Source organism: Curtobacterium sp. MCBD17_026 (genome assembly GCF_003234895.2).
GTDB classification, from domain to species: Bacteria; Actinomycetota; Actinomycetes; order Actinomycetales; family Microbacteriaceae; genus Curtobacterium; species Curtobacterium flaccumfaciens.
In genome coordinates this window covers 1,822,129-1,834,175 of the sequence record NZ_CP126281.1, presented here as the reverse complement: position 1 = coordinate 1,834,175, position 12,047 = coordinate 1,822,129, and the positions used below count along the sequence as shown (strand labels likewise).

General features: G+C 71.5%; 15 protein-coding genes. 9 read left to right on the top strand and 6 right to left on the bottom strand.

Translation table 11 applies throughout. The features are described from left to right. Window positions 1–143: 143 nt before the first annotated feature. The 6 genes from DEI85_RS08625 to DEI85_RS08600 form a co-directional block, all read right to left on the bottom strand. Window positions 144–917, bottom strand: coding sequence for a DUF475 domain-containing protein (locus DEI85_RS08625; protein ID WP_349815125.1), 774 nt, complete (start codon window positions 915–917; stop codon window positions 144–146). A 111-nt stretch (window positions 918–1,028) separates the two neighbouring features. After that, entirely contained in the window at window positions 1,029–2,597 is a 1,569-nt protein-coding gene (locus tag DEI85_RS08620) for a helix-turn-helix domain-containing protein (protein WP_176708770.1), read from the bottom strand. A gap of 110 nt (window positions 2,598–2,707) precedes the next feature. After that, window positions 2,708–3,511 (bottom strand): anti-sigma factor, encoded by an 804-nt coding sequence (locus tag DEI85_RS08615; protein WP_111123025.1) that lies wholly within the window; start codon window positions 3,509–3,511, stop codon window positions 2,708–2,710. Beyond that, window positions 3,508–4,053, bottom strand: coding sequence for an RNA polymerase sigma factor (locus DEI85_RS08610; protein WP_111123024.1), 546 nt, complete (start codon window positions 4,051–4,053; stop codon window positions 3,508–3,510). Before DEI85_RS08610 ends, DEI85_RS08615 begins: the two co-directional genes overlap by 4 nt. A gap of 68 nt (window positions 4,054–4,121) precedes the next feature. After that, window positions 4,122–4,754 carry a class F sortase gene (locus tag DEI85_RS08605; protein WP_146248965.1) on the bottom strand — a complete coding sequence of 211 codons (633 nt, stop codon included), beginning with the start codon at window positions 4,752–4,754 and terminating at the stop codon, window positions 4,122–4,124. A gap of 14 nt (window positions 4,755–4,768) precedes the next feature. Beyond that, entirely contained in the window at window positions 4,769–5,608 is an 840-nt protein-coding gene (locus tag DEI85_RS08600; protein WP_111123022.1) for a DUF4397 domain-containing protein, read from the bottom strand. Window positions 5,609–5,849: 241 nt separating this feature from the next. Between DEI85_RS08600 and DEI85_RS08595 the strand changes: the two genes are divergently transcribed. The 9 genes from DEI85_RS08595 (at window position 5,850) to DEI85_RS08555 (ending at window position 12,045) form a co-directional block, all read left to right on the top strand. After that, entirely contained in the window at window positions 5,850–6,152 is a 303-nt protein-coding gene (locus tag DEI85_RS08595; protein ID WP_110859868.1) for a flagellar FlbD family protein, read from the top strand. A gap of 1 nt (window position 6,153) precedes the next feature. Further along, window positions 6,154–6,978, top strand: coding sequence for a motility protein A (locus tag DEI85_RS08590; protein WP_111123021.1), 825 nt, complete (start codon window positions 6,154–6,156; stop codon window positions 6,976–6,978). 2 nt (window positions 6,979–6,980) lie between these two features. Then, window positions 6,981–7,910 (top strand): OmpA/MotB family protein, encoded by a 930-nt coding sequence (locus DEI85_RS08585; RefSeq protein WP_110859872.1) that lies wholly within the window; start codon window positions 6,981–6,983, stop codon window positions 7,908–7,910. Between the two features lie 108 nt (window positions 7,911–8,018). After that, complete coding sequence (locus DEI85_RS08580) at window positions 8,019–8,897, top strand: flagellar motor switch protein FliM (protein WP_111123020.1); 879 nt, start codon at window positions 8,019–8,021, stop codon at window positions 8,895–8,897. Further along, window positions 8,897–9,601: a flagellar motor switch protein FliN gene (fliN, locus tag DEI85_RS08575; protein ID WP_111123019.1), complete on the top strand. Its 705-nt coding sequence runs from the start codon at window positions 8,897–8,899 to the stop codon at window positions 9,599–9,601. The genes DEI85_RS08580 and fliN overlap by 1 nt, the downstream gene beginning before the upstream one ends. 7 nt (window positions 9,602–9,608) lie before the next feature. Then, entirely contained in the window at window positions 9,609–10,169 is a 561-nt protein-coding gene (locus DEI85_RS08570) for a FliO/MopB family protein (protein ID WP_111123018.1), read from the top strand. Next, window positions 10,166–11,002, top strand: a complete 837-nt coding sequence (fliP, locus tag DEI85_RS08565) for a flagellar type III secretion system pore protein FliP (protein WP_027465540.1) — start codon at window positions 10,166–10,168, stop codon at window positions 11,000–11,002. The genes DEI85_RS08570 and fliP overlap by 4 nt, the downstream gene beginning before the upstream one ends. A 9-nt stretch (window positions 11,003–11,011) precedes the next feature. Continuing rightward, window positions 11,012–11,287: a flagellar biosynthetic protein FliQ gene (locus DEI85_RS08560; protein WP_017887433.1), complete on the top strand. Its 276-nt coding sequence runs from the start codon at window positions 11,012–11,014 to the stop codon at window positions 11,285–11,287. Next, entirely contained in the window at window positions 11,287–12,045 is a 759-nt protein-coding gene (locus tag DEI85_RS08555; RefSeq protein WP_111123017.1) for a flagellar biosynthetic protein FliR, read from the top strand. Before DEI85_RS08560 ends, DEI85_RS08555 begins: the two co-directional genes overlap by 1 nt. The last annotated feature ends 2 nt before the right edge of the window (window positions 12,046–12,047 follow it).

The window sequence follows — 12,047 nt, the reverse complement described above, 5'->3', positions numbered from 1 at the left end:
GTCCGACCCGCCAGTCAACGCCGATCCACGGTGGATCCTTCCAGAACAGCCGAACGACGCGCCGCACCACGGCCGAACGACGCGCCGCACCACGGCCGAACGACGCGCCGCACCACACCGCACGACGCCTCACGAACCGCCGCTCACACCGCCCGCGGCCGCCGCACCACCCGCCGCCACCACGCACGCCACGGCAGGGAACCCATCAGCGCCGACCCGATCACGACGGTCCCGAAGCACCCCACGACGACGCCCGGGATCGGCACGAGCAGACTCGCCCACAGCAGCACCGACAGGCTGTACACGCCGTCGAGGATCTCGAAGAGCATGAACACCACGAGCCCCCGCTCGACCACGACGGTCGACGCGGAGAGGTGGATCCGCCAGGCACCGCGGCCGACCCCGATCGACGCCGTGTCCGAGGCGCCGCCTCCGGCACCCGGACCAAGTGCCCACGACGCGGTCCGCTTCGACACGAGGTACGCGGCGATGCCGGCCGCCCCGCCGAGCGCGACCGGCAGCAAGGCACCGGCGGCCCACCCGGAACGCGACCCGACGAGCACGGAGGACACCACGACCCCCGTCGCAGCGGTGACCAGCGACCAGACGCGGGGTCGCGCGACGGAGGCGAGCCGCGCCTCCAGGCTGCCCAGCCACGACCTGCGGGACGCGCGGTCGGTGTGGAACAGGTACTCGGCGAAGACCTGCCGGATGAACGCGGCGCCGAAGGCGGCGAGGGCGGGACGCACCTCGGCCAGGTGCGCGGAGAACGAGCCGGGTGCGAAACCGGCTTCCTCGATCGAGCTCGCCGGGTCGGTCGCGTCACCGACCGCGACGGCGGCCGGCGGCAGGAGCATCGCGAGCACGCCCGCGACGATCCCGAGCGACAGGAACAGCCGCCGGGCGGGGGAGTGCAGCCGCCGTCAGGGAGGGAGCGCACAACACCGGTGTTCGCGTGCTGAACCGCGGTCTGCACGTGTTCAACCGGCGAACACCGGTGTCTTGCGGGGGCCTTGCTCGCCGGAGCGTCAGTCGTGGAACGTCTCGATGGACGCGCCGAGCGAGTTGAGGCGCTCCTGGAGCTGCTCGTAGCCACGGGCGATGATGCCGACGTTGCGCAGGACGCTCTCGCCCTTCGCCGCGAGCATCGCCAGCAGGATCACCACGGCGGGCCGCAGCGCCGGCGGGCAGCTGATCTCGGCACCGGAGAAGTGCGTCGGGCCGGTGACGTCGAGGCGGTGCGGGTCACGCAGGGTGACGCTCGCGCCCAGGCGGGTGAGGTCGAGCAGGTGGATCGCCCGGCCCTCGTAGACCCAGTCGTGCACGAGCGTGGTGCCCTCGGCCATGGCTGCGATGACGACGAAGAACGGCAGGTTGTCGATGTTCAGGCCGGGGAACGGCATCGCGTGGATCTTGTCGATCGGCGCGTGCAGCTCGGACGGGTGCACCGTGATGTCGACGAGGCGGGTGCGGCCGTTGGCCGCGGCGTACTCCTCGCTGACGTCGAAGCGCAGGCCCATCTCGGCCAGGGTCGCGAGCTCGATCTCGAGGAACTCGATCGGTGCACGGGTCACGGTGAGGGTCGACGCTGTGACGATGCCGGCGGTCAGCAGGCTCATCGCCTCGACCGGGTCCTCGCTCGGCCAGTAGTCCACGACCTCGTCGATGCGGCTCTTGCCGGTGATGCGGAGCGTGGTGGTGCCGATGCCCTCGATCTGCACCCCGAGCAGCTCGAGGAAGAAGCAGAGGTCCTGCACCATGTAGTTGGGGCTGGCGTTCCGGATGACGGTCTCGCCGTCGCGGGCCGCGGCGGCCAGGATCGCGTTCTCGGTCACGGTGTCACCGCGCTCGGTGAGCACGACCGACTTGGTGGGGACGGCCTGGTTCGCGACGTCGACCTCGTACCAGCCGGAGGTCGCCTCGACGTCCACGCCGAACGGACGGAGCGCGATGAGGTGCGGCTCGACCGTGCGGGTGCCGAGGTCGCAGCCGCCGGCGTAGGGCAGGCGGAAGGACTCGTACCGGCCGCTGAGCGGGCCGAGGAACATGAGCACGCTGCGGGTGCGGCGGGCGGCGTCGGCGTCGATCGCGTCGAGGTGCAGGTCGTCCGGGGCGACGATCTCGAGGGTCTCGCCGTCCTCCGACCACGTGACGCTCGCGCCGAGGCTGCGGAGCACGTCGATGATGCGGTCGACCTCGACGATCCGGGCGACCTTGTGCAGACGGGTCACGCCGCGGTTGAGCAGCGAGGCGCAGAGCAGCGCCACGGCGGCGTTCTTGCTCGAGTTCACCGCGATGGAGCCGCTGAGCTTCCGGCCGCCCTGCACGCGCAGGTGGGCGCGCTGCGGCGCACCGCCGATCGAGACGATCTGCTGGTCGAGGGCGTCGCTGATGCGGGTGAGCATCTCGAGGGACAGGTTCTGCCCGCCCTGCTCGATGCGGTTGATCGCGCTCTGGCTGGTGCCGACGCGTTCGGCGAGCTGGGCCTGCGTCATGCTGCGGCCCTTGCGGGCGCCCCGGATCAGGGCGCCGACCTCACGGAGGGGTGCTGCGGTCGCCGGAGATGCCGGCGAGACGACGGTGGTGGTGTCGGTCATGCGCGCCACGCTAACACGCTCATGAGATAAACCGGTGGAAGATGGACACCCATTGCGCGTCCTGAGGTCTCGAATACGTCACAGTTGGGAATTTCGGGGGACGAAACTGCTCAGGGATCGGTCAGGGTGCCCCGGACGATCGAGTCGCCGGAGTGCGCCGGATCGCCGTCGTCGGCCTCGGCCGAGACGTCGACGACCGGGAACTCCGCGGTGTCGACGCCGTCGGGCACCGTGAAGCGGCCCTGGTCGCCGTCGAGGTAGCCGACGCTCACCAGTCCGCCGAGGTCCGACCGCATCATCCAGACCTCGCGCAGCGGACCGGTGCCGGAGCGGCCGCGCTCACCGTGCAGGTCGACGACGAGGGTCACCCGGCCGTCCTGGTCACGTTCGAGTTCGGCACGGCCGGTCGTCCCCGACCAACCGGGCAGTGCTGCGAGCTCGGTGTTCGCCAGGACGGTCTCGGTGTCGCTGCGGGGGAGTCCGGGGACGACCCCCGACGCCACACCGATGCCGAGGACGACGGCGAGGACACCGACGCCGGTGATCGCAACGGCGAGGGCTCGGCGACGACGGGGACGGGATCGGCGGGCCACGGCGTGGTGCTGCGCGTCGGACCGGGTGCCGGCGGGCGCCCCTTCGGATGCGCGTTCGACCGATCGTTCGGGTTCGGTCGCCGGCGCCGCAGCCTGCTGTGGCGTCCGGGCGATCTCGGCCGCGATCCGCTCCCACACGTGCTCCGGGGGCGCGGCCAACGTCACGTCCTCGGACGCGCGGGTCACCGCGGCGACCCGCTGCAGTGCGGCCACCTCGTCGCGGCACCGGTCGCAGGACACCAGGTGTTCGGCGACGTCGTCCGTCGCGACCTGGTCGGAGACCGCGAGCATCGCCAGCGTCTCGTCGTCGACGTGCTTCATTCGATCACCTCCAGACGTGTTCGGAGCCGAGCCAGACTTCGGTGGATGTGGCTCTTGACGGTGCCCAGCGGCAGTTCGAGCCGTTCGGCGATCTCACGATGGCTGAGGTCGTCGTAGAACGCCAGTCGCATCACGCGTCGCGGGACCTCGTCGAGCCGCTCGAGCTCGTCGGCGACGAGTGCGCGCTCGGCCAGGTCGAAGGCCGGTTCCGGCGCCGGGGTGGTCTCCTCGACCACGTTCGGGTCAGCGGCGCTGGCGTGCCGTCGACGCTCGTTCTGCGCGTCGGCGATGCAGTTCCGGGTGATGCCGACCAGCCACGCGCCGAGCGGGGCGCGGCCGGGGTCGTAGCTCGTGCTGCGCTGCCAGGCCTTCACGAACACCTGCTGCGTAACGTCCTCGGCGGCGGCCGGGTCGGCCAGGGCGCGCAGGGCCAGCGAGTACACGAGCGACGACCACCGTTCGTAGACGGCTCGCAGGGCGTGCTCGCCCCCGGCGCGGAACGCGTCCGAGAGCTCGCTGTCGTCCGGGAGGATGGTCGTCACGTCTTCCTGTCGCTGGCGCGGTCGTCGTCGACCACGATCCGATCGTAGGGGGCGGATCGTCGCCACGGTCAGGCCGGGACCGCGGTGACGACGAGGTTGCTCTCGTAGTGTCCGGTGGCTGCGTCGAACGTCCCGCCACAGGTCACCAGGACGAGCCGTCGTGGTCCGTCGTCACGGAACACTTCGCCCCAGGGGAGTCCCCGCTTCTCGAGCATGCTGACGGAGTCGATCCGCCACGCGGTCTCGGCACCGTCCGCGTCGGTCAGGGCGATCCGGGTGCCGGAGGGGGCGTCGCCGAGGCGTGAGAACGGGCCGGTGCCGTAGCCGACCGCGTCGACGTGGGCCGCGATGACGACGGTGCCCCCGGTGGACGACGGGGCGGCACCGAACCGGTACCAGCCCGCGGTCGCCGGGTCGGGCGGGAGCGCCATCGCGCCGTCCTCGTCGACCCCCTCGGGACGGACCGGCGCGCTGATGCCGGCGTGGTCGACGGTGATGGTGGTCGGGGCGGGGGCGTTCCGGACCGGGGGGATCGTGGCGGCCTGCTGCGGCACCTCGGTCGAGAACGCCGACGGGACCGGTGTGGGGGTGGTGGTCGGCAGGACGGACGGCTGCCCGCCGGGGGTGGTCCCGGCCGACGAGCACCCGGTCAGGGCGGCGGCCGCCACGGCGACGACGAGCGTCACCGTGGCGGACCGCACGGGGCGTGGCACGTTCAGCGGCGGGTCGCTGCGTGCCGGCGGCGGAGCACCACGGCCCCGATCGCGGCAGCGGCGGCCAGAGCGGCCGCCGCTGCGCCGACCAGGGGCAGGGGGCCCTGGTCGTTCGTGGCCACCAGACCGGCGTTCCCGGCGGGGACGCCGTTCGGCGTGCCACCGAGGTCAGCGATGGTCTGCGTGGCGAGGGCGAGGTCGTCGTCGTCCAGGCTGCCCCAGGCGTGGACGATGGTCGACGAACCCGCGGTGACCGCGACGTCCGCCGGGCCGATCACGGGGTCGGTGGTACCGGTCGCTGCAACGCTCGCCGAGACGGTGCCGGCCGGCAGCTCGAGTGCCTGCTCGTCGGGGTTCGACAGGTTCGACACGACTGCCTGCCCACCGGCGAGGACGTCGACGGCCGGTGCGGCGGCGACGTGGCGGACGACCAGGCGTCCCTGGCCTGCCGCGACGGCCGAGGTGTCGTTGGTGAACACCGTGGCGGTCGGCGACCCGTCCGTGGCGTCGTGGGCGACGGCGGTGTAGTTGCCCCCCGCGTCGAACGAGACGTCCGCCGGACCGATGATCGGCTTCGACGCGTCGGTGGCGTCCGAGGCGGTGATCGCGAGCTGGTGCGCACCTGCCGGCACCATCATCGGGCCGGCGAGGGTGCCCGGGGTGAAGTCGTCGATGGCACGCTCGCCGTCGAGGTAGACGTCGACGGTGACGTCCGGGACGGCGTGGAGGACCGAGAGCGTCGCCTCGCCGGTGGCGGCGGTCGCAGCGGTCGCGGGCAGTACGGCCGCGGCGGCGGCGAACAGGACACCGGCGCTGAGGCCGGTGGCGAGTGTCTTGCGCATGACGTGTCTCCTTCGGGCCTGTCCGGGCCGGTGCGGACGACGTCGTCCTCGACCTCGTACCCCCACTACCGTCGGAGCACCCCGATCGGATGCAGTGACTTCCTGGGGATCAGCTGAGACGGCCCGAACGCGTCGCTAACGCACCCGCCGCGTCCGCCGATAGTCCTCCGTGCAGGCCCACGGACGGGCCCGCATCCTGCCCCACGGACGGCGGCGGGACGATCGAGAACCAGGACGGGCCATGATCGTCGTCACACGACTGAACGGCAGCGGATTCGCTGTGAACCCCGATCTCGTGGAGCGCATCCAGGAGACGCCGGACACGACGCTCATCATGGTCGACGGCGCGAAGTACATCGTGCGGGAGTCGATGGCCGACGTCATCGACCTGATCGCCGCGTACCGCGCACGGATCGTCGGCATGGCCTACGGCACCGACCAGGCCTCCCGCTCGAGCACGAACACCGGCCCGCAGCCCACGCTCGCCCCGGTCGCCGCACTCCGCTCCACGCAGCACGGCCGCGCGCTGGACGGGGGTCGCTGACGTGGACATCGCAACGATCGTCGGCATCCTGCTCGCCTTCGGCGCCCTGTTCGGCATGGTCCAGATGGAGCACGTCGAGCTCGGTGGACTCTTCCTGCCCGCCCCGATGCTGCTCGTGTTCGGCGCCACCATCGGCTGCGGCATCGCCAGCACCACCCTCAAGGACGCGATCGCCAGCTTCAAGGCGGTCCCGAAGGCGTTCACCGGCAAGGTCACCCCGCCGGCGTCGGTCATCGACGACGTCGTCGGGCTCGCCGAGACCGCCCGCGCCAACGGCCTGCTCGCCCTCGAGCAGGAGGCCGACAAGCACGACGACCCGTTCATGAAGAAGGCGCTGCAGAACATCGCGGACGGCACCGACGGCGACGAGCTGCGGATCCTGCTCGAGGACGAGATCGAGTCGAACGCGGCCCCGACCCGGAGCGCGAGCGCGTTCTTCATGGGCCTCGGCGGGTTCGCCCCGACCGTCGGCATCATCGGCACCGTGGTCTCGCTCACCCACGTGCTCGCGAACCTCGGCAAGCCCGACGAGCTCGGACCGCTGATCGCCAGCGCGTTCGTCGCCACCCTGTGGGGCCTGCTGACCGCGAACTTCATGTGGCTGCCGATCGGCGGCAAGCTCCGCAAGCTCGCCCAGCTCGAGTCGGACCGCCAGACGCTCCTGATGGAGGGGCTGCTCGCGGTGCAGGCCGGCAGCCAGCCCCGTCTGCTCGGTGAGCGGCTGAAGGCCATGGTCCCGCCCGCTGCCCGCGCCGACACGGGCGGCAAGGGTGGCAAGAGCGGCAAGAAGGCCGACGCGGCCGACGACCAGCAGCTGGCGGCCTGACCGTGAGCGCCAACCCCCGAGGCCGCGGCCGCGGTCGCGCGAAGAAGTCCCACGACGAGGCCGAGCACCCCGACGAGCGCTGGATGGCGTCGTACATGGACATGATCACGGTGCTGATGTGCATGTTCCTCGTGCTCTTCGCGATGTCCACCGTCGACCAGGAGAAGTACATCCAGCTGAAGCAGTCGCTCGCCACCGGCTTCGGCGAGGTCGACTCGCAGAAGATCGACACCGCGAGCGGCACCGTCGTGACGAAGGACCAGGTCGAGGACGGCTCCGGCTACTCGACGGACAAGTCCCAGGCCGACCACTCGACCGCCTCGTCGGGCACGAAGGACACCAACGTCGACCCCGCGTCGACGGTGGTGCCGACGACGGCGACGAAGCAGGACCTCGCCGAGGCGAAGCGCGAGCTCGACGACCTGACGAAGCTCGAGCGTGCGATCCAGCGCAACCTGGCGAAGGCGGGCCAGACCGAGAACGTCCAGTTCACGGTGGACGCCCGCGGCCTGATCGTCCGGTTGATCGGCAGCGAGACGTACTTCGGCACGAACAGCGCGGACCTGTCCGACCAGGCGCGGTCGATCATGGACGCCATCGCGCCGGTGCTGAAGACCTCCGACCACGACGTCAGCGTCGAGGGGCACGCCGACCAGCGGAACTCGACCGCGCCGTACGCCACCAACTGGGAGCTCAGCGCCGCGCGGGCGACCGGGGTCCTGCGCGACCTGGTCGAGCGGGGCGGGATGCCCGGCGACCACGTGCAGAGCGTCGGGTTCGGGTCGAGCCGGCCACTGGCGAAGGGCGGCACGGACCGGGACCTCGCCCTGAACCGGCGGGTCGACATCGTGGTCCTGTCGAACGCCGACCAGGACGTCAGCGCCCTCATGCCGGCGCTGGCGAAGGCACAGGACGGAGCGCAGCAGGGCTGACACACACACAGGACGGAGCCCGGACGGCCTGACGCACGGACGACGCCACCGCCCCACTACGGGGTACAGCACTGACGGGTGCCCCACAGGTGACCGATAGACGCACCCGTGACCGAGACCCTGCCAGCACCCGAGGTGTACGACTTCGCGCGCCCGTCGACGCTGGCCCGTGAGCACGCCCGGGTCCTCGAGCTCGCCTTCGAGACGTTCGCGCGCCAGTGGGGCACGCAGCTGACGGCGAAGGTCCGCGCGGTCAGCCAGGTCACCTGCGAGCAGGTGCAGATGACGACGTACGACGAGTACGCCGCGTCGCTGCCCGCGCTCACCGGCATGGTGCTGCTGCCGATCACCGGCCTGACCCCGAAGGGCGTGCTGCAGGTCCCGCTCGACGCCGCGCTGACGTGGGTGTCGCACGCGCTGGGCGCCTCGAAGCCGCTGCCGACGCCGGACCGCACCTTCACGCCCATCGAGCAGGCCCTGGTCCGCAAGATCGTCGAGGACGCCCTCGACGACCTCCGTTACTCGTTCGGCGGGCTGCTCGCGCAGGACGTCACGGTCGGCGGGTTCCAGTTCAACAGCCAGTTCGCCCAGGCCGCGCAGAAGGGCGACCTGATGATCGTCGCCTCGTTCTCGATCCGGGTCGGCGACCGCATCGCCCCCGGCACGCTGGCCCTGCCGGCCGAGGCCGTCCTGCCGCAGCTCGGCGAGGCCGCCGCGCACGTGACGCCCGCCGACGCCCGAGCCCTGCTCGACGCGCAGCTCGAGAGCGTGCCCGTGGGCGTCAGCCTTCGCTTCGCCCCGGCCGCGGTCCTGCCGACGCAGGTCCTGCGGCTCGCCGTCGGCGATGTCCTGCCGCTGCCGCACCCGCAGCACCGGCCCCTCACCATCGCGGTCGACGGGGAACCCGTCGGCACCGCCGCGGTCGGCGCGAACGGCTCGCGCCTCGCCGGCATCGTCGTCACCACCACGAGCACGGAGCAGCACTGATGACCGAAACGACCACCCTCCACACCGCAGCGGCCGAGTCGCTCGCGGCGCAGCTCCCGACGGCCGCCCCCTTGACCGCAGTGCTCCTGCCTGGAGGCGCGACACCGGTCGTGCTCGACGCGGCGACGGACGCCGTGGTCGCCTCGTTCGTCGGCGGCCTGTCGGCCGACCTGGCGCTCGTGCTCACCGACCTCGAGGCGATCACGGCCGCCGGAGGCACCGACCACGGCATCGTGGCCGTCACGGACGTGCTGCGTCCGTCGCTCGAGGCCGCGGCCGGGGTCCTCGGCGTCGGGGTGCTCGGCGAGGCGAACCGCGAGTCGGCCGCGTCACTGCTGGCCGACCCGGACACGGTCGTGTTCGAACTGACCGCCGGTGGCCTGCCCGCCGGGTGGTTCGGCATCCGGATCCGCGAGAACGGCACGGTGTCCGCGCCCGTCGTGGCGAATCTGCCGGCCGGCAACCTCGGCCGGATCAACAACGTCGAGATGACCCTGACGGTCGAGATCGGCCGCACCCGGATGTCGGTCCGCGACGTGCTCGGCATGGAGCCCGGGGCCGTCGTCGAGCTCGACCGCAGTGCCGGTGCCCCCGCAGACGTCCTGCTGAACGGCCGGCTCATCGCGCACGGCGAGGTCGTCGTCGTCGACCAGGACTACGCGGTCCGGATCACCCGCATCCTCGACGTCGCCGAAACGGTCTGACCCGCACGTGGACACCCTCGTCGTCACCCTCCGCGTCGCGCTCTCGCTCGGCGTCGTGCTCGCCCTCATGTGGGTGCTGCACCGCGCGAGCCGCAAGCGCTTCTCGGGCAAGCCGTCGGGCCGTCGTGCGGCGACCGTCGAGGTCGTCGGCCGGCAGGGCATCGGCGGCAAGGCGAGCGTCGTCGTGGTCGACGTCGAGGGGGAGCGGCTCGTGCTCGGCGTGTCCGAGCACGGGGTCAACCTGCTCACCAGCGGGCAGGCACCCGCGCCGGAACTCACCATCGTCACCGGCCCGGTGGCGCTGCCGGTGCGTCCCGCCCCGTCGGCCGACGCGTTCGGTCGGGAACTCGCGCAGCAGTCGGACGCCACCCCGGGCCTCCCGGCAGGCACGGACGACGTGGCCCGGGCGACCGACGCGACCAGCGCCGTCGCGCCGCTGCCGATGCGCCCGCGCAACCGTCGTCCGCAGCGCGCGGTGCCGAGCGCGCAGCAGCTGCAGGGCTCGATCCTGTCGGTCGACACCTGGCGCCAGGCCGCGGCCGCGCTGCGGAACCGGCGGGCCGGGTGACCGCGGCAGGGCCGCACCGGCTGGCACGGTCGGGTCGACTCGTCGCCCTCGTCCTGCTCGGCCTGGCGGTCGTGGCCGGGTTCCTGATGCTCACGACGACCGGTGCGCACGCCGCCGGTGTCGTCGAACCCACCGCCCCGGCGACCCCGACCGCCCCCGCGACCGGTGACTTCAGCGTCAGCGTGAACGGCCCGGACGGCACGCCGTCGTCGGCCGTGGTGACGCTCATCGGCATCACGTTGCTGAGCGTCGCACCCGCGCTGATGCTCATGATGACGTCGTTCACGAAGATCTTCGTCGTGCTCGCGATGACCCGGAACGCGCTCGGGCTGCAGTCGATCCCGCCGAACCAGGTGATCGCCGGACTGGCACTGTTCCTGTCGCTGTTCGTGATGGCACCGGTGCTCGGGCACATCAACGACGACGCCCTGCAGCCCTACCTGGCCGGGCACCTGGACTTCAACCAGGCCGTCGAGATCGGCACGAAACCCCTGCGGACCTTCATGCTCCACCAGACCCGCGACGAGGACGTCGCCCTGATCACCCGCGCCGCCGGGCTCGACAACCCGAAGTCGATGGCGGACGTGCCGATGACGACCGTGATCCCGGCGTTCATCATCTCGGAGCTCCGCAGCGCGTTCATCATCGGGTTCGTCATCTTCATCCCGTTCCTGGTGATCGACCTCGTCGTCTCCGCGGCCCTGATGTCGATGGGCATGATGATGCTCCCGCCGGTCATGATCTCGCTGCCGTTCAAGATCCTGCTCTTCGTGCTGGTCGACGGCTGGGGCCTCATCATCACGTCGCTCATCGAGAGCTACCACGTTGTCTAGGGGGCACGCATGAACCAGCAGGCCGTCATCGACCTCGTGCTCCAGGCGCTCCTGGTGTCCGGCAAGCTCGCCGCCCCGGTCCTCGTCACCTCGCTCGTCGTCGGCTTCGCGATCTCGCTGTTCCAGTCGGTGACGCAGATCCAGGAGGTCACGCTCTCGTTCGTGCCGAAGGCCGTCGCCGTCGCGATCGCCCTGGTGGTCTGCGGCAACTGGATGATCTCGGAGATGATCGCGTTCACGCACGTCGCCTTCGACATGATCCCGAAGCTGCTCGGGGCCGGTTGATGGAGCTCAGCATCGACGCCGACCGTCTGGAGGCGACCATGCTCGCCGGCGTCCGGCTCGTCGCGTTCTTCGTCATCGCGCCGCCGTTCTCGTACCGGGCGTTCCCCGGCACGGTCAAGGTGATCCTCGGGCTGGGGCTCGCCATCGGCGTCGCCCCGCGGGTCGCCGCCGGCTACGAGCAGCTCGACACGGGTCCGTTCCTGCTCGCCCTGCTCACCCAGCTCGTGGTCGGGCTGTCCCTCGGGTTCCTGGTGTTCCTGGTGTTCGCCGCCGTGCAGTCGGCGGGCGCGCTCATCGACCTGTTCGGCGGCTTCACGCTCGCGCAGGCGTTCGACCCGCAGTCCCAGGTCAACGGCGCCCAGTTCACCCGCCTGTTCCAGATGACCGCGCTCGCACTGCTCTTCACGTCGGGCGGCTACCAGCTCATCGTCGGCGGTCTGGTGCGGTCCTTCGACGCCGTGCCGCTCACCGGTACCTTCGCCGTGGACGGGCTCGCGGCGATGCTCGTGACCGCGATGTCGCAGATGTTCCTCGCCACCCTGCAGATCGCCGGTCCGCTCGTCGTCGTGCTGTTCCTGGCCGACGTCGGCCTCGGGCTGCTGACCCGCGTGGCACCGGCGCTCAACGCGTTCCAGATGGGCTTCCCGATCAAGATCGGCCTGACCGTCCTGTTCGCCGGCGCGCTCTTCATGGCCCTGCCCTCGGTGGTGTCGTCACTGACGGGCGACGCCGTCGAGGCGATCACGGGACGGGGGTGACG

Coding starts and splice junctions, on each gene's coding strand:
- DEI85_RS08560 (WP_017887433.1), top strand. CDS start 11,012: ATGAACCAGCAGGCCGTCATCGACCTCGTGCTCCAGGCGCTCCTGGTG.
- DEI85_RS08615 (WP_111123025.1), bottom strand. CDS start 3,511: ATGAAGCACGTCGACGACGAGACGCTGGCGATGCTCGCGGTCTCCGAC.
- DEI85_RS08600 (WP_111123022.1), bottom strand. CDS start 5,608: ATGCGCAAGACACTCGCCACCGGCCTCAGCGCCGGTGTCCTGTTCGCC.
- DEI85_RS08620 (WP_176708770.1), bottom strand. CDS start 2,597: ATGACCGACACCACCACCGTCGTCTCGCCGGCATCTCCGGCGACCGCA.
- DEI85_RS08555 (WP_111123017.1), top strand. CDS start 11,287: ATGGAGCTCAGCATCGACGCCGACCGTCTGGAGGCGACCATGCTCGCC.
- fliN (WP_111123019.1), top strand. CDS start 8,897: ATGACCGAAACGACCACCCTCCACACCGCAGCGGCCGAGTCGCTCGCG.
- DEI85_RS08595 (WP_110859868.1), top strand. CDS start 5,850: ATGATCGTCGTCACACGACTGAACGGCAGCGGATTCGCTGTGAACCCC.